Here is an 18,229-nt window from a genome sequence, read left to right on the forward strand (position 1 = left end):
AGAGCGAGAGAAGGAATTTGGGCTTTGCCCCGCAAGCAAGCATCTTCGGGTAAATCGTCATCGGGCAAGAAAAGCGGCAGCGCGCCGTCGGGCGTGCGGCTGTGGCTGCGCCGGATCGTCCGCTGGGGCCTCGGCCTCGCGCTGGCGGGGGCGGTCGCGCTCGCGGTCGCGGTCGGCATCGCGGTGCAGCGCATTCCGAGCTTCGAGGCGCTCAAGAAATCGCCCGCCGGCCAGACGATCCGCATCCACGCCGCCGATGGCACCATCTTTCTGTCGCTCGGCCCCAATTACGGACGCTGGCTGACGCTGAGCGAGACGCCGGAGGTAATGCAGGACGCGATGGTCGCGGTCGAGGACCGGCGCTTTCGCTATCACCCCGGGGTCGACCCGGTCGGCATGGCGCGCGCCGCTATCTTCGCGGTCGAACATTATGGCACCGGGCGGCGGATGCAGGGCGCCTCGACGATCACCCAGCAGCTCGCGCGCAACGTCTTTCTGTCGAACAGCTATACCTGGTCGCGCAAGCTGCGCGAGGCGGTGCTGGCGCTCGCGCTCGAATGGAAATTCTCGAAGGACGAGATTCTCGAGCTTTATCTGAACAAGGTCTATTTCGGCGGCGGCAGCTATGGCATCGACGCCGCCTCGCGCCGCTTCTTCGGGCATAGCGCGACCGACATGTCGCTCTCCGAGGCGGCAGTGGTCGCGGGTCTGGTCAAGGCGCCGTCGCGCTATTCGCCGACCGCCGACGCGCAGGCGGCGCTGGGCCGCGCCGGCGTGGTGCTGAACACGATGGTCGATGCGGGCTTCATCACCCGGTCGCAGGCCGACAGCGCGAAACCCGCCGACGTCGAACTCGCGTCCGAAACCGGACAGAACAGCGCGCGCTATTTCACCGACTGGGCGCTGCCGCAGCTCGACATGCTGATCGACGAGGGCAATGAGCCGCTCGACGTCTATACGACGATCGACCTCGGCATGCAGCGCGCGGCGACCTCGGCGATCCAGGCCGATGTGCCGAACGGGGCGCAGGGCGCGCTCGTCGCGCTCGACCGCGACGGCGCGGTGCGCGCGATGGTCGGCGGCACCGACTATGTGGCCTCCAACTACAACCGCGCGACGCAGGCGGTGCGCCAGCCCGGATCGGCGTGGAAGCTGTTCGTCTATATGGCGGCGCTCGAGGCGGGGTATAAGGTCGACGATCAGCTGGTCGACGAGCCGGTGACGATCCAGGGCTGGAGCCCGCGCAACTCGTCGGGGCGCTTCGCCGGGCCGATGAGCGTCCGCACCGCCTTTGCCTATTCGGTGAACACGATCGCGGCCAAGCTGGGCAGCGACATCGGCTTTTCCTCGGTCGCCAACATGGCGCGGCGCTTCGGCATCACGACGCCGATCAACACCCACCCCTCGATGGTGCTCGGCAGCGCCGAGGTCCGCGTGATCGACATGACCGCCGCCTTCGCCGCGGTCGCACGGGGGGGCGTGTCGGTGCATCCCTATGGCATCACCAAGGTGACGACCGCCGACGGGCGCCTCCTCTATCAGCGCGAGGCCGACCGCGGGCAGGTGCTCGTCGATCATTGGGTCGCGGCGGGGATCACCGACCTGTTGCAGACCGCGGTCAACACCGGCACCGGCCGCGCGGCGCAGATCGGCCGCCCGGTCGCGGGCAAGACCGGCACGACGTCGAGCAACAAGGACGGCTGGTTCCTCGGCTTTTCGAGCGGCATCACCACCGGCGTCTGGATGGGCCGCGACGATGCGAAGCCCGTCGGCGGGTTGCAGGGCGGCCGGTCGCCGGCGCGCGCCTTTGCCGATTTCATGCGTGTTGCCGTCGCGAAGCGCCCGGTCGAGCCGTTCGACACCGAGGTCGTGCTGCCCGAATGGCAGCTCGAAGAGGATGACGACGCCTGGTTCGGCGCGCCCGAGGACGGCAGCGGGCTGGTCGACGAAAATGGCATGCCGATCGAGCTTCCCGGCGCAGCGCCGCTGCCCGGCACCGAAGGCGAGGCGCAGCCCGCGCCGCCGGGCGAGGACGGACCGGTGCTCAACCAGCAGTGGATCGAGGAGCAGACCGGCCGCCGACCGCCGCAGCCCGAAGCGGGGGCGCCCAAGGCGGCACCGCCGATCCGCGTCCCGCTCCCTGCCGCGCCGAAGAATGGGACGCCGACCGCGCCAAAGGCCGTACCGCCGCGCGAGCCATCGCCCAACGCGGGCGGGTAGAGGCTCCTGTTCCGGCGGAATCGTTTTTCAGGGCTACGGTTAATTCAGCAAGACAGGCGCTAACCCGCGCCGAAGCGATAGCGGTGAAGTCCGCGTCCTTCGCGGCGCAGCCACTCGCGCGCCGCGGCGACGTCGCCATCGTGCAATTCGTCGACGAGCGCGTGAAAGGCACGGCCATGGTCCATGTGCCGCAAATGCGCGACCTCGTGCGCGACGGTCGCGCGGCGGACATGGTCGGGCGCCATGATCAGCCGCCAGCTGTAGCGCAGGTCGCCGGTCGCGGTGCAGCTGCCCCAGCGGCTGCGCGGATCGCCGACGCCGACGCGGCCGACGGCCAGCCCGGCGCGCGCGGCGAGCGCGCGGCTTTCGGCTTCCATCACCGCGAGCGCCTCGGCCCGCAGCCAGCGCTCGATCCGGCGCCCGACGGTTTCGGCCGGGCCGCCCAGAAGCAGCGCGCCGCCCTCGGCGCGCACCGCGCGCGGGCGCGCCGGATTCCAGTCGATAGGGTGCGCAATGCCGCGCAGCGGCACCTCGCTCCCCGCGCCGACGGTGACCGGCAGCACCGCCTTGTCCAGCTGCGCCGCGAGCCAATCCTGTTGCTCTGCGGCCCATGCGAGCGCCTTCGCGCTGTTGCCGCGCCGCGGCAAGGTCAAGCGGAGTTCCGAGCGCGCCGCGTCGAAGACGAGGCGATAGCGGCGCGCGCGCGCATGGTGGACGAGCCGCACCGGCCACGCCTCCTCGCCGATCAATATTTCGGGCGCCGCCGCGCGGTCAGACGATGCGCCGAACAAGATGATTCTCCAGCGGGCCGGCGATGTCCTCGCTGACCGTCCAGCCGACGATCGATTCGCCCGCGCGATGCACCGCGTCGCGGTCGCCGCAGACGAGATAATGCCAGTCGGGCAGCGGCCGCCCCTCCGCGCGCAGGCGGTAGGCGCAGCTTTGCGGCAGCCATTCGATATCGGCGACCTTGCCCTTGGTCAGCGTCAGACAGTCGGGGACGTGGCGGCGGCGGTGCTTGTAATCGCCGCAGCGCGCGGTCGAAAGGTCGAGCAGCCGGCACGCGACATTGGTGGGATAGATGCGCCCGGTATCCTCATCCTCCAGCTTGTGCAGGCAGCATTTGCCGCAGCCGTCGCACAGCGCCTCCCACTGCCCCGCGTCGAGGCTGGCGAGCGGGGCCTCCCAAAAGGGCCGCGTGCCTATTTCACCCATTTCGCAAGCTCGGCGGCGACCTTGTCCGGCGCGCCTTCGTCGATGTCGGTCGAGGGATCGTCGAGCGGCAGCATCGCCATCGGCTTGCCATCGGGGTCCATCAGAAAGGCGATCTGCGTGTGCGCCATCAGATAGCGGTCGGGCGCCGATCCTTCGACCTTGTTGTAAACGACCGCATAGCCCTTGGCGACCTTGGCGATCTGTTCGGGCGTTCCGGTGAGGCCGAGCAGCCGCGGATGGTAGCGGCTGACAAAGGGTTTCAGCGCCTCGGGCGTGTCGCGCGCGGGGTCCACCGTGATGAACAGCGGCTGCACCTTCGCGCCGAGCTTTGGCGAGGCCTTTTCGAACGCGGCGAGCCCGCGCATCAGCTTTTGCAGATCGACCGGGCAGATGTCGGGGCAGAAGCTGTAGCCGAAATAGACGATGCGATACTGGCCGGCGAAGTCGGTATCGCTGACGGTGCGGCCGTTCTGGTCGGTGAGGGTGAACGGCCCGCCGATGCGCGCGCCGGCAAGCGGCGGCTGGGCATCGCCAGCGGGCGCCGCGCCATTGCACGCGGCGAGCGCAGCGGCCAGCATCAGGACAAGGCTTGAACGGACGAACTTTCGGCCCATAATTACGCTATTCATCATCGGTCCAGCCTTGATCGGCCAGGCTCCGAAAATCAACCTTTGTCGTCGCATCGACGACGCTTCTGCCCCGGGGGTTTCATCCATGTTTCGTCGCGCGGACTTTCGCCTCGCCGCCCTGACCGCCGCCTTTGCGGCCTCCGCCCTGCTCGCCGCGCCCGCGGCGGCGCAGTTCAGCGACAGCTACAGCTTCCTGCAGGCGGTCGAAAAGCGCGACGGCGACGAAGCGACGAAGCTGCTCAACGACAATGACGCGGGCATCGTCAACACGCGCCACCCCGACACCGGCGAAACCGCGCTGATGATCGTCGTCAAGCGCCGCGATTCGACCTGGCTGCGCTTCCTGCTCGCCAAGGATGCCGATCCGTCGATCGCCGACCGCCAGGGGATGACGCCGCTGATGCACGCGGCGATGCTCGACTTCACCGACGGTGCGACGCTGCTCCTCGACGACGGCGCCCCGATCGATCAGACCAACCGGCGCGGCGAGACGGCGCTGATCCTAGCGGTGCAGGCGAACAACCCCGCGATGGTGCGGCTGCTCGTGCGGCGCGGCGCCAATCCCGACAAGGCCGATCATATCGCCGGCATGTCGGCGCGCGATTACGCCCGGCGCAACGACCGTTCGGGCCGGATGGCGGCGCTGCTCGACGAAAAGGCCGACGCCGCGGCGCGCGATACGGGAGCCGTTTTCGGACCAAAATGATCATGGTGATGTGATTGACGGATTGACAATCACATTATGATGTGAATATTGGCGGCATGTCTACGCAGCTCATTGATCGCATCCGCGCCATCGTCGACGATGGTGCGATGTCGCGCTCGGGCCTCGCCCGCGCCGCCGGCCTCCACGCCAACAGCCTGCGCGATCTCGATTCGCCCGGCTGGAACCCGACGGCGGAAACGCTGCGCAAGCTCGAAAACTGGCTCGCGCACGGCAGTGACCTGTCGCCGATGGCCAGCCCTGAGGAAATCATCGCCGAGGCGCGCAACGGCCGCATGTTCATCCTCGTCGACGACGAGGACCGCGAGAATGAGGGCGATCTGATCATCCCGGCGCAGATGGCGACCCCCGATGCGATCAACTTCATGGCGACCCACGGGCGCGGCCTGATCTGCCTTGCGATGACGCGCAGCCGCGTCGAGGCGCTCGGGCTCGAGCTGATGAGCCGCAACAATGGCACGCGCCACGAAACCGCCTTCACCGTGTCGATCGAGGCGCGCGAGGGCGTCACCACCGGCATTTCGGCGGGCGACCGCGCGCGCACCGTCTCGGTCGCGATCGACGCCTCGAAGGGCCGCGACGACATCGTGACGCCGGGGCATGTCTTTCCGCTGATCGCGCGCGACGGCGGCGTGCTCGTGCGCGCGGGGCATACCGAGGCATCGGTCGACATCGCGCGCCTCGCCGGGCTGACCCCCGCGGGCGTGATCTGCGAGATCATGAACGAGGACGGCACGATGGCGCGCCTCGACGACCTGATCCCCTTCGCGCGCCGCCACGGGCTGAAGATCGGGACGATCGCCGAGCTGATCGCCTATCGCAGCCGCAGCGACCGGCTGGTCGAATGCGTGTCCGACGAGCCGTTCGAATCGGACTATGGCGGCGACTGGCGGCTCAAATCCTATCGCAACAAGATCGACGGCAGCGTCAACATGGTGCTGCAGAAGGGCGCGGTCGATCCCGAGGGCGTGACCCTGGTGCGGATGCATCCGGTGTCGCTGTTCGACGATCTGATGGGCCGCCCGGGGCCGAAGAAGCGCCGCCTGCAACGCTCGATGGACGCGATCGGCGAGGCGGGTGCGGGCGTGATCGTGCTGCTGATGCGTCCGCTGCCCGGCTCGGCCGCCGCCGAAGCCGCGCCGCCGCCGTCGGGCGGCATGGACCTTCGCACCTATGGCATCGGCGCCCAGATCCTCGCCGACCTCGGCGTCCACGCGATGGAGCTGCTGACGCCGACGCACAGCAACCTCGTCGGGCTCGAAGGCTATGGCCTGTCGATCGTCGGCGAACGCGCGATTCCGGGAGAGGCATGATGGCGCACCTATTGATCGTCGAAGCCCGTTTCTATTCGCACCTCAACGACATGCTGCTGGGTGGCGTGAAGAGCGCGCTCGAGGCCGAGGGGCACAGCCACGAAACGGTGACCGTGCCCGGCGCGCTCGAAGTGCCCGCCGCGATCGCGCTCGGCCACGAGACCGGGCGCTTCGACGCCTATGTCGCACTCGGCGTCGTGATTCGCGGCGAAACCTATCATTTCGAGGTGGTGTCGAACGAAAGCGCGCGCGGCATCATGGCGCTGACGCTCGACGGGCTCGCGATCGGCAACGGCATATTGACCGTCGAAAACGAAGAACAGGCGCTTGCGCGCGCCGACAAGACGCGCAAGGATAAGGGCGGCGAGGCGGCGAAGGCCGCGCTCGCGATGCTGGCCCTGAAGGAACAGTTCGGCGTTGCTTGACCGACCACCGCCCAGCCGATTTTCCGTCGTCGAACGCGGCGGGCGGCTGGTGGTGATCGACCGGGAAAGCGGGCGCACGCCGCCGAGCGCGGCCGAGCGCATGGCGGACCATGACCGGCGCATGGGGCTGGAAGCGGCCCGTCCCGCCATGCCCGAACCCGTGTCCGAAACGCTGGTTGTTCCGGCGCCGCCGCCCCGAACGGTCGCCGCTCCCGCCGCCGGCTTGCAGCAGGCGAAGCACGAGGGCGATGCCGCGAATCGGGGCCGCGCCGCGCGCGGCGACCGGCCGTGGGGAAAGGAGACGACGCAGCCCGAATCGCGTCGGGCACAGCCCGCGCCGGCGCGTATCCCCGATCGCGCGCCGCCCTCTCCCGGTCGCAAGACGATCACCACCGCGAAATGGTGGGACGCGAAGGGGCCGCGCACCGTGCAGGTCGGCCCGAGGGGGCAGGCCGAACTCAACGCGGGCCTGATCGCTTTCCTGTTCATGGTGCTGGCGATTACCGTCGTCACCGCGCTGATCGCGCTGCCGCTGCTGTTCGTCGCCGGCTTCCTCGCGCTGCGCTTCGCCGACAAGATCGTCGCGCCGATCGGCGCCTCGCTGATCGACAAGGCGCTCGCGACGCGCGAATAGCCCGTGCGGCATATGGGGCTCGTCGCCCCAGCGACAGCTGGGGCCGCCGTCGGTTTACGCCATCGCATCTGCGGCAAGCCGATGACGGCCCCAGCTTTCGCTGGGGCGACGCATATAGATCAGTAGATCAGGCGGCTTCGAGCGCCGGATAGTCGATATAGCCCTCGGGGCCCGGCGTGTACCAGGTCTTCGGATTGTCGGCGGCCCATTCGGCGCCGGTCCTGATACGCTCGACAAGGTCGGGGTTGCCGATGAAGGGGCGTCCGAAGCTGATCGCATCGGCCCGCCCGCTCGCCAGATCGGCTTCGGCCTTTTGCGCGTCATAGTCGCTGTTGAGGATCAGCGGGCCCTTGAACGCGGCGCGGATCGACGGCGACTGCTTGGGCACGTCGGTGCGGCCGAAGGTGCCGTCGGGGCCGGGCTCGCGCAGTTCGAGGAAAGCGATGCCGAGCTTGTCGAGCGCCGCCGCCGCGGCCGGGAACAATTTCTCGGGCGCGCTGTCGTCGACCCCCTGCGTCTCGCCATTGGGCGACAGGCGCACGCCGACACGGTCGGCGCCCCAAATGCCGATCAGCGCCTCGGTCACTTCGCGCAGCAGGCGGATGCGGTTCTCGACCGGGCCGCCATAATCATCGTCGCGCAAATTGGTACGATCGCGCAGGAACTGGTCGATCAGATAGCCGTTCGCGGCGTGGAGCTGCACCCCGTCGAAGCCTGCGCGCTTCGCATTCTCGGCCGCCTTCGCATAATCGGCGATCACGCGCGGAATTTCGTCGAGGCGCAGCGGCCGCGCTTCCTCGAGGTCGAGGCGGCCGACCGGCGTGTGCGCCCGGCCCTCGCCCTTCGTCGCCGAGGCCGAAACCGGCGGCTTGCCGTCGTTGAACACCGAATGGACGAGGCGGCCCATGTGCCAGAGCTGGGCGACGATCCGCCCGCCGGCGGCGTGGACCGCATCGGTCACCGGCTGCCAGCCTTCGACCTGCGCATCGGTCCACAGCCCCGGCGCCGACGGCCAGCCGAGCCCTTCCTGCGAAATGCCGGTCGCTTCCGAAATGATCAGCCCGGCGGCGGCGCGCTGGCGATAATATTCGACGGCGAGCTCGTTCGGCACGAAGCCCGGCCCCGCGCGGCCGCGCGTCAGCGGCGCCATGACGATGCGGTTCGGCGCCTCGATGGCGCCCAGCGTGATCGGATCGAAAAGCGTTGCGGTCATAAATCCTCCGGCTTGTTTCAATTTTGCCGCGACGGTCCGGCGGGCCGCCGCTATGGGCCGACCGAGCTATGGACGCCCGCCATATGAAACAATAGCCGGTAGCAAAAGAAAATCTAAATGACCGCCAAGACCGACAGCCTGGACAAGAGCGCGGCGACGCTGCCGCAGGCTCTGGCCTTTGCGGGCCTGCTCGCGGGCAATATCTGCCTGTCGCTCGGCGCCATGCTCGTGCGGCTCGTCGATACCGGGCCGGTCGCCGCGGCTTTCTGGCGGCTGCTGCTCGCGCTGCCGGTCATCGCCCTGCTCGGCTGGCGCGAGGCGGGCGGGCGGCTGCCGTCGCGTCACGCCCTTCTGGTCGCCGCCGGCGCGGGCGCCCTTTTCGCGCTCGACCTCGCTGCCTGGCACCTCGGCATCATCCGCACCAAGGTCGCCAATGCGACGCTGTTCGGCAATTGCGCGAGCCTGCTGCTCGTGATCTGGGGCATCATGCTCGCACGCAAACTGCCGCGCGGGTGGCAGGCGCTGGCGATCCTGCTCGCCTTCGCGGGTGCGGCGCTGCTGATGGGGCAAAGCTACGAGCTTTCCCCCGCCTATCTGGCCGGCGACCTGCTCTGCCTGCTCGGGGGCGGCTTCTATACGGCCTATGTGCTGCTGATGCAGCGCGTCCGCGGCGAGCTCGGCGCATGGTCGGCGCTGGCGATTTCGGTTCCCGCCGGCGTCCCGATCCTGCTCGGAACCGCGATCCTGCTCGGCGAGCGCATCTGGCCGCAGAGCTGGACCGTCGTCGTCATCCTCGCGCTCACCAGCCAGATCATGGGGCAGGGGCTGCTCATCTGGGCGCTTCCGCGTTTCTCGTCGCTCGTCGTCGGGCTGACCTTGCTCGTCCAGCCGGCGTTCGCGGCGCTTGCGGGGTGGCTGATGTTCGGCGAACGGCTGGGTCCGGTCGATCTGCTCGGCGGGGCGATGGTCGGCGCGGCGCTCGTGCTGATACGGTTGCCGTCGCGCGCCGCGCGGCGTATCTGAAGGTCATGGCCTCGATCCTGCCCGCCGACCCGACGCTCGACGAGATTCGCGCCGCGCTCGCGCCGCTGATCGCCGACAACGCCGCCTTCGACGGTTTCGGCGAGGCCGCGCTGACGGCCGCAGCCGAGCGTATCGGGGTGGACCTCGACGTCGCGCGCCTCGCCTTCCCCGGCGGCGCGCGCGATCAGGTCGACGCCTGGTTCGCCGATATCGACGCCTCGATGGCGCGCCGCTGGCCCGCCGAAAAACTCGCGACGCTCAAGATTCGCGAGCGGATCACCACCCTCGTCGAAACGCGGCTCGACCTGCTCGCGCCGCGCCGCGAATCGCTGCGCCGCGCACTCGCCCTGCTCGCGCTGCCGACCAACCTGCCGTTCGCCGCAAAGCTGGGCTGGCGCAGCGCCGACGTCATGTGGCGTCTCGCCGGCGACACCGCGACCGACTATAATCACTACAGCAAGCGCGCGATCCTCGGCACCGTCTATGCTTCGACGCTCGCGGTCTTTCTGAACGACGAAAGCGAGAATTTCGCCGGCACGCGCGCCTTCCTCGCGCGGCGGATCGACGGCGTGATGCGTTTCGAAGGCTGGAAGCACCGCCGCGCCGCCCGCCGCGCCGAGCGCCCGAGCCTCGCGCGTTTCGCCGGGCGGCTGCGCTATCCGGGGCGGTAGGACGGTCCGGCCGGCGGCAAAACAAACGCTGGCATTGGCGCACCGTTATTGATAATCGCTCGCAAATGATCGCGAAACTTGATTCCGCGCCGCTCGGAACCCCCGTGCGCATCGCCCGCATCGACTGGCCGCTCCTCTCGCACGACGAGGGACGCCGCCTGCGCGAATTCGGGCTGATGGAGGGGGTCGAGATCACGCCGCTGCACCGCGGCAGCCTTTTCTCGCGCGAGCCGCTCGCGCTTCTCGTCGGACGGATGCAGGTGATCATCCGCGCCAGGCAGGCCGCCGCCATCGAGGTCGAGGCGATCGCGGCCGCAGCATGACCGGTGCCATTCCCACGATCGCGCTCGCCGGCAACCCCAACGCCGGCAAGTCGAGCCTGTTCAACGCGCTGACCGGCGCGCGGCAGAAGATCGCCAACTATCCCGGCGTCACCGTCGAGCGCAAGGCGGGGCACGCGAGCTTCGCCGACGGGCGCCCGCTGTCGCTGATCGACCTGCCGGGGAGCTACAGCCTCACCCCGTCGAGCCCCGACGAAGCGGTGACGCGCGACGTCGTGCTGGGGCAGCAGGCGGGACAGAAGCGCCCCGACGCGATCGTCATCGTCGTCGACGCCGCCAATCTCGACAATCATCTCTGCTTCGCGCTCGAACTGATCGCGCTCGGCCTGCCGACCGTCGTTGCGCTCAACATGCTCGATCTTGCGGAGCGCGACGGGCTGACGCTCGATGCCGAGCGGCTCGCCGGCGAACTCGGCGTTCCCGTGGTGCCGACCGTCGCGGTGCGCCGCCGCGGCCTGTCCGAGCTGCTCGCGGCGATCGACCATGAAATACTGGTCCACCAGCTCGAAACGCACACGCACGCCGCACCGCCGCCCGGCGACGTCGCGCTGCACCGGCGCGCCCGCGCGATCGCGCGCGCCGCCACCCTGTCGGAAACGCCGGTGCGCCGCTGGACGCAGCGCGTCGATGCGGTGTTGCTGCATCCGGTCGCGGGCTTCCTGATCCTGCTCGCGCTGATGTTCGTGATGTTTCAGGCGGTCTATGCCGCGGCGGAAGCGCCCGCCGACCTGCTCGAATCGGGGGTCGGCCTGCTCCAGCAATGGGTCGTCGGCGCGATGCCCGACACTATCCTGCGCGGGCTGATCGTCGAGGGGCTGCTCGCCGGGGTCGGCGCGGTCGTCGTCTTCCTGCCGCAGATCCTGATCCTCTTCCTCTTCATCCTGCTGCTCGAAGCCTCGGGCTATATGACGCGCGCCGCCTTTCTGATGGACGGGCTGATGGCGAAGGTCGGCCTGTCGGGGCGCGGGTTCATCCCGCTCCTCTCCAGCTTCGCCTGCGCCGTTCCGGGCATCATGGCGACGCGCGCGATTCCCGACGCCAAGGACCGGCTGACGACGATATTGATTGCGCCGCTGATGACCTGTTCGGCGCGGCTGCCGGTCTATGCGCTGATCATCGCCGCCTTCATCCCCGACCGCGCGGTCGGCGGATCGCCGGTCGGGCTGCAGGGGCTCGTGCTGTTCGGCCTCTATGTGTCGGGGATCGTCGGTGCGCTGGTCGTCGCCTTCGTCCTGCGCCGCACCGTCGCGCGCGGCAATTCGGCGAGCTTCATGATGGAAATGCCGCGCTATCAGATGCCGCGGCTGCGCGACATTGCGATCGGCCTGTGGCAGCGCGCGTGGATCTTCCTGCGCCGCGCGGGCACGATCATCGCGATGACCACGGTGATCCTGTGGCTGCTGCTCAGCTTTCCCAAGGCCCCGGCCGACAGCGACATGCGCCAGGTCGATTACAGCATCGCGGGCCGCATCGCGAGCGGGCTCGAGGTGGCGGTGAAGCCGATCGGCTTCAACCATGACATCGCGCTCGCGCTGATCCCCGCGATGGCGGCGCGCGAGGTCGCGGTCTCGGCGCTCGCGACCGCCAATGCGATCGACGCCGGCGACGACGAGGAAGCGATGTCGCAGTCGCTGGGCGAGCGGTTGCAGGGACGATGGAGCCTCGCGACCGCGCTCGCCTTTCTCGCCTGGTTCGTCTTTGCGCCGCAATGCATTTCGACGATCGCGATCACCCGGCGCGAGACCAACGGCTGGAAATGGCCAATGTTCATGGTTGGCTATTTGTTCCTGCTCGCCTATGCCGCTGCTGGTATCACCTATTGGACGGCGGTTGCCTTCGGGCTCGGCTGATCCTTTTCACATCTAGCGGAGCGGAGCGGCGATGGCTGGCAGCGTCAACAAGGTTATTCTCATCGGCAATCTGGGCGCCGACCCCGAAATCAAGTCGTTCCAGAACGGCGGCCGCATCGCCAATATCCGCATCGCGACGTCCGAGCAGTGGAAGGACCGGATGACCGGCGAGCGCAAGGAGCGCACCGAATGGCATAATGTCGTGATCAACGGCGACGGGCTGGTCGGCGTCGTCGAGCGCTATCTGAAGAAGGGCTCGAAGGTCTATATCGAAGGGAGTCTCCGCACCCGCAAATGGCAGGACCGCGACGGCAACGACCGCTATACGACCGAAGTGGTGATCGCGGGCATGGGCGGCAATCTGACCATGCTCGACGGCGCGCCGGGCGGCGGCGGATCGCGCGGCGGCAGCGACTGGAACCAGGGCGGCGGATCGTCGGGCGGCTGGGATCAGGGCGGCGCTTCGGGCGGAAGCTCGGGCGGCGGTGGCTGGAACCAGGGCGGCGGCGGAAGCGGCGGCGGTGGCGGCCGCCCCCCGTTCGACGACGATCTGGACGACGACGTCCCCTTCTGAGGATTTGAGGCATGGCGAGCGACCTGCTGACCGCCGCGGACGTCGCGCGCGGCGTGTGCCGGCTGTTCGTGCAGGCCGGGCTCGTCGCGATTCCCGAGGTCCCGCTGCCCAACGGGCGGCGCACCGACCTTACCGCGATCGACGCGAAAGGGCGGATCACGATCGTCGAGATCAAGGTCAGCCGCGCCGACCTGCACGGCGACGGCAAATGGCCCGACTATTGCGACTGGTGCGACCATTTCTATTGGGCGCTCGCGGCGGGGCTCGATCCCGCGATTCTCGAAACCCCCGATTACCGCCCCGAAACCTCGGGCCTGATCGTCGCCGACCGCTATGGCGCCGCAGTGGTGCGCGAGGCGGCACGCTGCGACCTAGCGCCCGCGCGCCGCAAGGCCGAGCTGCTGCGGATCGGACGGCTCGCGATGCGGCGGTCTATGGTCGCCGCCGACCCCGATTTGGCGGCCGGATGGGGCGAGGGCGTCTGAAATTTTTTCGCGCGAAGACGCGAAGAGACCATGTCTGCCGCGGAGTGGCCTTTGCCTATTCGTCGTTGCCTCTGGCTGTGCCGTCGATGGTGAAGAGGGCCTGACGGCCCCAGACCTTCTTCTTCGCGCCTTCGCGTCTTCGCGTGAAACCGGCTAACCCCGCACCTGCTGCATCCGCGCCAGATAGCGCGCGAGCACGTCGATCTCGAGGTTCACCGGCCGCCCCGCCGCGGCTTCGTCGAGCGTCGTCACCGCCTGCGTATGCGGGATGATGTTCAGCGTGAAATGCGCGGCTCCGCCCGGCTGATCGGTCACTTCGTTGACCGTCAGCGAGACGCCGTCGAGCGTGATCGAGCCCTTGGGCGCGATGTGCGGCGCGAGCGACGCCGGGGCTTCGACGGTGACCTTGACGCTGTCGCCGACGGGTTCGACCGCGACGATCCGGCCGACCGCATCGACATGGCCGGTGACGATATGCCCGCCAAGCTCGTCGCCGACCTTGAGCGCGCGTTCGAGATTCAGGCGGCGGCCGACGTCCCACATCCCGGGCGCGGTGCGCGCGATCGTTTCGGCGCTCGCGTCGATCGCGAACCAGCCCGCGGGGCCGTTGCTGCCCGCATCGACCCCCTTGTCGACCACGGTCAGGCACGCGCCCGAGCAGGCGATCGACGCGCCGAGGTCGATCGTGTCGACGTCATAGGCGGTGCCGATAATCAGGCGCGTATCGCCGCGATCCTCGCGCGCGCGGACGGTGCCGATGTCGGTGACGATTCCGGTGAACATGAAGCGGTCAATCCTTCCTGATGCGCTCGTAGACGTCGAGCCGGTCGCTGCCAAGCATCCGGCTGTCGGCGAGCCGCCAGCGGCCGTGCGCCGTCGCAAGGTCGGCGAGGCCGATGTCGCCGAGCGCAGGCCGGCCGCCGCCGATCAGGATCGGCGCGCGATAGAGGAGCAGGCGGTCGACCTTGTCGGCAGCGAGGAAGGCCGACGCCGCCCCCGCGCCGCCCTCGACGAGCAGCGAATCGACGCCGGGGTCTGCCTCGGGTCCGGCAAGCGCGGTCCAGCCGTCGGGGGCGTCCCCACGAGTGAGCAGGAAACGCCGCGGACTGCGCGCCTCGAGCCCGGCGAGCCGCACGTCGAGCCGCGGCCTGTCGGCAGCGAGCGTGCCGCGCCCGACCAATATGCCCTCGTGCAACGCGCGCTCGAGATGGCCGTGCGCGCGCGCGCGGTCGCCGGTGATCCAGCGGCTCGACCCGTCGGGCATGGCGATGCAACCGTCGAGCGAGGTCGCGAGCTTGAGCGTCACGAACGGCCGCCCGTGCGTCGCGCGCAACCACCAGGGCGCCATCGCCGCGCGGGCTTCCTGCGCGAGCACGCCCGTTTCCACCGCGATCCCCGCCGCGCGCAGCCGCGCGATACCCTGGCCATCGGTGCGCGGGTCGGGGTCCTGCACCGCAACCACCACCCGCGCGACGCCGGCGGCGATCAGGCTGTCGGTGCAGCACGGGCCGCGCGCGCTCGTATGCGCGCAAGGTTCGAGCGTGACGTAAACGGTGGCTCCGCGCGCCGCATCGCCCGCCGCGGCGAGCGCCATTGCTTCGGCGTGCGGACGGCCGCCGGGTTGGGTCCGGCCGCGCGCGACGATCCGCTCTTTCGCAACGATCACGCAGCCGACATTGGGATTGGGCGCCGTCAGGCCGCGCCCGCGCCATGCCAGCGCGACGGCGGCGGCCATCCAGTCGGCATCGGCGCGCGGTCGCTGCATCAGCGCCGCGGCGCCTCGTCGGCGGGGGGCGGCGGGGTCCGCGCGGCGCGCTCGGCGAGCGTCGAGCGTTTGGGCGGCGCGGGCTTTTCGTCGAGGGTGTCGGCTTCCTTGCCCAAGGTTTCGCGCGTCACCCTGTCGGCTTCGCGCGAATCATAATCGACCCCCATCATATCGGCGAGCTTCTGGAATTCGGCGCGGCGCCGTGCATTTTCGCGCGTCGTTTCCCTGGCACGCGCGATCCAGTCGGCGCGAATATCGGCCTCGCTGCGGTCGGCCTTCCAATTTTCGAAATAGATGATCTGCGGTTTCGGCTTTTCATAGGGGATCAGATATTTTCCAAATCCCCAGAACAGCAGGATCGCGATCGCGATCGCCACGCCCCAGCTCGTCCAGCGGTGCGGCCGCGGCTGGCGGACATAGTCCCAGAAGTCGGAGACGCCGCCGCCGATATCCCAATTGTTCAACATTCCCATCGCGCCAATTTAGGCGATCGTGGACAGGATGGCGAGCAAAAGCGAGGATTGCGCGCGACGAAGATTGCTAGCGCTACCAGTTGCAAAAAATGCAATCACGGATGCTGATTTCGCAGTTGCACAATTCATTGTGCAGTGCAATATCACACTTGCCTTTTAGGCATCCTCTCCCAAAACTTTCACGGGCCGCCTTCGGGCGGCCCTTTTTTTCGACTTTTTTGGTTGAGAGTCGCACCGCCCCTCGCGAATCGGGGTCTTTCCCGATCAGTCCTGAAGCGGCGTTCGCATCTCGAATCGCCGGACTTCCGCGATAAATGTGCCCGGAAGCGGCGTCGGCTGGCCGCTGTCGCTGTCGACATGCGCATAGCTGATTTCGATGTCGGTCAGCCGCTCCTCGTCGCGGAAAATGCCGCAGTGGAGTGTGAAGCTGGTTCGTCCGAACCGGCTGATCCGCGCTGCTATGGTGATCAATTCGTCGAGCCGCGCCGGCGCGTGATAGTCGATTTCGCAATGGGTTTCGCGAATATCTGTACCATATTGGTGAAAATAGGGTCCGGGCTGCCCTTCGCCGAGCGCGCGGAAATATTCGGTGACGCCGATGTCGGCGTAAACGAGATAATTGCCGTTGAAGACGATATTCTGCCCGTCGATCTCGTTGAAGCGCACGCGAATCACCTCGCGCACGCGAAAGTCGCCGAGCGGCACCGCGCTGCGATGACCGGTCATCCGCGGATCAGGCCGCGAGCGCTGCGGGAGCACGCGCGATCGGCGCGCAGGCGGCTTCGAGCCATGCCCGGTCGCCCTCGCTCATCCCCGGCGCCAGTTTCTCGAAAACCTGCGCGTGATAGGCGTCGAGCCAGTCGGCCTCGGCCGGCGAGAGCAGCGCCGGTTCGACCAGATCGCGCGCGATCGGCGCAAAGGTGATCGTCTCGAATCCCAGCATCTCCTCTTCGGCGCCGTCGATCCGGGCGGGCACGACGATCACCAGATTTTCGATCCGGATGCCGAAATGCCCAGCCTTGTAATAGCCGGGCTCGTTGGAGAGGATCATCCCCGCGTGCAGCGGCTCCTCGGTCCCCGCCTGCCCGCCGGCGGGCTTGGCGATGCGCTGCGGCCCCTCGTGAACCGCCAGATAGGCGCCGACGCCGTGGCCGGTGCCATGCGCATAATCGACCCCGTCGGCCCACAGATATTGCCGCGCCAGAATGTCGAGCTGGCTGCCGCGCGTGCCCTTTGGAAAGCGCGCGGTGGCGAGCGCGATATGGCCTTTGAGCACCTGCGTGAAGCGGCGGCGCATTTCGGCGGTCGGCGTGCCGATCGCGATCGTGCGCGTGATGTCGGTCGTGCCGTCGGCATATTGGCCGCCCGAATCGACGAGGTAGAGCGTGCCGGTCTCGATTTTGCGGTTGGTCGTTTCATCGACCTTGTAGTGCGGCAGCGCGCCGTTCGGCCCCGCCGCCGAAATGGTATCGAACGACAGGTCGACGAGCGCGCCGCTTTCGTCGCGAAAGGCCCGGAGCTTCGCCGCGGCGCCGAGCTCGTCGAGCCCGCCCTGCGGCGCCGTCTCCTCCATCCATTTCAAAAAGCGCGCGACCGCGACCCCGTCGCGGACATGCGCGGCGCGGGTGCCGCCGAGTTCGGTATCATTCTTGATCGCCTTGGGCAGCACCGCGGGGTCGCGGTGGCGCGCGATGTGTGCGCCCGCCGCCTCGAGCGCGGTGAAGATCGCCGCGACCGCGCGGTCGGGATCGACCGCGACCTTCTTGCCGGCGAGACCCGCGAGCGCGCCCTCGAACGCGTCGCGATCATGGATCCGCACGCTGTTGCCGAGGTGCGCGCGCACCGCGTCGGTGAGTTTTTCGGGGGCGATGAACAGGTCGGCGGTCGCGTCGGCGTGGAGCAGCGCGAAGGCGAGCCCGACTGGGGTATGGGCGACGTCCGATCCGCGAATGTTGAAGGTCCAGGCGATCGAATCGAGCGCGGTCATCACCGTCGTGTCGAGCCCCTGCGTCTTCAGCCAGTCGGCGATCACCGCGCGCTTGTCGGCGGCCGACTGGCCCGCCTGCCGTGTGTCATAGACCGTCACCGGCGCGTCGCTCGGCGCGGGCTGGTCGTCCCACACCGCGTCGACGGGATTGCTCTCGACCGCGACCAGCTCGGCGCCCTTCGCCTCGAGCGCCTTCGCCAGCCCGCGCGCCCAGTCGATGCCGTGGAGCCACGGATCATAGCCGATTTTCTGCCCCGCGCTGACATTGGCGCCAAGCCATTCGGCGACGCTCGACTGCGGCACCCCCACATAGTCGTAGAGCGACCCGTCGACTTGATCGCGCACCTGCACCGTATAGCGCCCGTCGACGAAGATCGCCGCCTTTGCGGGCAGCACCGCCGCGGTGCCCGCCGAACCGCCGAAGCCGGTGAGCCATGCGAGCCTTTGCGCATAGGCGCCGACATATTCGCTCATATGCTCGTCGCTGATCGGAATCACGAAACCGTCGAGGCCGCGGCGCGCGAGTTCGGCGCGGAGCTTCGCGAGACGGGCGCGATAGTCGGGGGTGGACATGCTTGCTTCCTTGTTCCTACATCGCTGCCGTTCCTGCCCAGAGGGGGCGGCGCAGCGGGGGTGTCGGTCTATGCGCGCTATTTGGATGTTTCTGGCCGCAATTGCCACCCCGCT

At 68.6% G+C, this 18,229-nt stretch carries 20 protein-coding genes; 11 read left to right on the plus strand and 9 right to left on the minus strand.

Going from position 1 to position 18,229, the window contains the following annotated elements:
• The first annotated feature begins 24 nt into the window (after positions 1-24).
• Positions 25-2,220, plus strand: coding sequence for a PBP1A family penicillin-binding protein (locus CHB69_RS09855; RefSeq protein WP_425442413.1), 2,196 nt, complete (start codon positions 25-27; stop codon positions 2,218-2,220).
• 59 nt (positions 2,221-2,279) lie between these two features.
• On the opposite strand, the gene CHB69_RS09860 is transcribed toward CHB69_RS09855, so the two are convergent.
• Genes CHB69_RS09860 through CHB69_RS09870 form a run of 3 tightly spaced genes read right to left on the minus strand, consistent with a single transcriptional unit; the run spans position 2,280 to position 4,067 of the window.
• Positions 2,280-3,011, minus strand: coding sequence for a M48 family metallopeptidase (locus CHB69_RS09860; RefSeq protein WP_245836687.1), 732 nt, complete (start codon positions 3,009-3,011; stop codon positions 2,280-2,282).
• Positions 2,992-3,435: a YcgN family cysteine cluster protein gene (locus CHB69_RS09865; RefSeq protein ID WP_089215832.1), complete on the minus strand. Its 444-nt coding sequence runs from the start codon at positions 3,433-3,435 to the stop codon at positions 2,992-2,994. Before CHB69_RS09865 ends, CHB69_RS09860 begins: the two co-directional genes overlap by 20 nt.
• Complete coding sequence (locus CHB69_RS09870; RefSeq protein WP_170935507.1) at positions 3,423-4,067, minus strand: SCO family protein; 645 nt, start codon at positions 4,065-4,067, stop codon at positions 3,423-3,425. The genes CHB69_RS09865 and CHB69_RS09870 overlap by 13 nt, the downstream gene beginning before the upstream one ends.
• 82 nt (positions 4,068-4,149) lie before the next feature.
• Here CHB69_RS09870 and CHB69_RS09875 point away from each other — a divergent pair, with 82 nt between their 5' ends.
• Genes CHB69_RS09875 through CHB69_RS09890 form a run of 4 tightly spaced genes read left to right on the plus strand, consistent with a single transcriptional unit; the run spans position 4,150 to position 7,160 of the window.
• The gene (locus CHB69_RS09875; protein ID WP_089215833.1) at positions 4,150-4,770 is read left to right on the plus strand and encodes an ankyrin repeat domain-containing protein; all 621 of its coding nucleotides are present in this window, start codon (positions 4,150-4,152) and stop codon (positions 4,768-4,770) included.
• 56 nt (positions 4,771-4,826) lie between these two features.
• Positions 4,827-6,101: a 3,4-dihydroxy-2-butanone-4-phosphate synthase gene (gene ribB, locus CHB69_RS09880; protein WP_089215834.1), complete on the plus strand. Its 1,275-nt coding sequence runs from the start codon at positions 4,827-4,829 to the stop codon at positions 6,099-6,101.
• The gene (ribH, locus tag CHB69_RS09885; protein ID WP_089215835.1) at positions 6,101-6,526 is read left to right on the plus strand and encodes a 6,7-dimethyl-8-ribityllumazine synthase; all 426 of its coding nucleotides are present in this window, start codon (positions 6,101-6,103) and stop codon (positions 6,524-6,526) included. The genes ribB and ribH overlap by 1 nt, the downstream gene beginning before the upstream one ends.
• Positions 6,519-7,160, plus strand: coding sequence for a hypothetical protein (locus CHB69_RS09890; RefSeq protein WP_141133958.1), 642 nt, complete (start codon positions 6,519-6,521; stop codon positions 7,158-7,160). Before ribH ends, CHB69_RS09890 begins: the two co-directional genes overlap by 8 nt.
• A gap of 127 nt (positions 7,161-7,287) precedes the next feature.
• On the opposite strand, the gene CHB69_RS09895 is transcribed toward CHB69_RS09890, so the two are convergent.
• Entirely contained in the window at positions 7,288-8,373 is a 1,086-nt protein-coding gene (locus tag CHB69_RS09895; protein ID WP_089215837.1) for an alkene reductase, read from the minus strand.
• Between the two features lie 117 nt (positions 8,374-8,490).
• Between CHB69_RS09895 and CHB69_RS09900 the strand changes: the two genes are divergently transcribed.
• The 6 genes from CHB69_RS09900 to CHB69_RS09925 all read left to right on the plus strand — a co-directional run bounded on the left by CHB69_RS09900 (position 8,491) and on the right by CHB69_RS09925 (position 13,317).
• Positions 8,491-9,396 carry a DMT family transporter gene (locus CHB69_RS09900; protein ID WP_089215838.1) on the plus strand — a complete coding sequence of 302 codons (906 nt, stop codon included), beginning with the start codon at positions 8,491-8,493 and terminating at the stop codon, positions 9,394-9,396.
• Between the two features lie 5 nt (positions 9,397-9,401).
• A complete protein-coding gene (locus CHB69_RS09905; RefSeq protein ID WP_089215839.1) occupies positions 9,402-10,067 on the plus strand; it encodes a COQ9 family protein in 666 nt (221 codons plus the stop codon).
• Between the two features lie 65 nt (positions 10,068-10,132).
• Positions 10,133-10,390 carry a FeoA family protein gene (locus CHB69_RS09910; protein ID WP_089215840.1) on the plus strand — a complete coding sequence of 86 codons (258 nt, stop codon included), beginning with the start codon at positions 10,133-10,135 and terminating at the stop codon, positions 10,388-10,390.
• Positions 10,387-12,258, plus strand: a complete 1,872-nt coding sequence (gene feoB / locus CHB69_RS09915) for a ferrous iron transporter B (RefSeq protein WP_089215841.1) — start codon at positions 10,387-10,389, stop codon at positions 12,256-12,258. Before CHB69_RS09910 ends, feoB begins: the two co-directional genes overlap by 4 nt.
• Positions 12,259-12,289: 31 nt before the next feature.
• A complete protein-coding gene (gene ssb / locus CHB69_RS09920) occupies positions 12,290-12,832 on the plus strand; it encodes a single-stranded DNA-binding protein (protein ID WP_089215842.1) in 543 nt (180 codons plus the stop codon).
• 11 nt (positions 12,833-12,843) lie between these two features.
• Complete coding sequence (locus CHB69_RS09925; RefSeq protein WP_089215843.1) at positions 12,844-13,317, plus strand: MmcB family DNA repair protein; 474 nt, start codon at positions 12,844-12,846, stop codon at positions 13,315-13,317.
• Positions 13,318-13,470: 153 nt separating this feature from the next.
• On the opposite strand, the gene CHB69_RS09930 is transcribed toward CHB69_RS09925, so the two are convergent.
• The 5 genes from CHB69_RS09930 to CHB69_RS09950 all read right to left on the minus strand — a co-directional run bounded on the left by CHB69_RS09930 (position 13,471) and on the right by CHB69_RS09950 (position 18,115).
• Positions 13,471-14,100 carry a riboflavin synthase gene (locus CHB69_RS09930; RefSeq protein WP_089215844.1) on the minus strand — a complete coding sequence of 210 codons (630 nt, stop codon included), beginning with the start codon at positions 14,098-14,100 and terminating at the stop codon, positions 13,471-13,473.
• Positions 14,101-14,107: 7 nt separating this feature from the next.
• Positions 14,108-15,052, minus strand: a complete 945-nt coding sequence (gene ribD / locus CHB69_RS09935; RefSeq protein WP_089215946.1) for a bifunctional diaminohydroxyphosphoribosylaminopyrimidine deaminase/5-amino-6-(5-phosphoribosylamino)uracil reductase RibD — start codon at positions 15,050-15,052, stop codon at positions 14,108-14,110.
• 29 nt (positions 15,053-15,081) lie between these two features.
• Entirely contained in the window at positions 15,082-15,555 is a 474-nt protein-coding gene (locus tag CHB69_RS09940; protein WP_245836688.1) for a hypothetical protein, read from the minus strand.
• Positions 15,556-15,819: 264 nt separating this feature from the next.
• On the minus strand, positions 15,820-16,281 hold the full coding sequence (locus tag CHB69_RS09945; RefSeq protein WP_089215947.1) for an acyl-CoA thioesterase: 462 nt from the start codon (positions 16,279-16,281) through the stop codon (positions 15,820-15,822).
• Between the two features lie 7 nt (positions 16,282-16,288).
• Entirely contained in the window at positions 16,289-18,115 is a 1,827-nt protein-coding gene (locus tag CHB69_RS09950) for an aminopeptidase P family protein (protein ID WP_089215846.1), read from the minus strand.
• Between the last annotated feature and the right edge of the window lie 114 nt (positions 18,116-18,229).

It is taken from the genome of Sphingopyxis indica (assembly GCF_900188185.1).
Classification (GTDB): domain Bacteria; phylum Pseudomonadota; class Alphaproteobacteria; order Sphingomonadales; family Sphingomonadaceae; genus Sphingopyxis; species Sphingopyxis indica.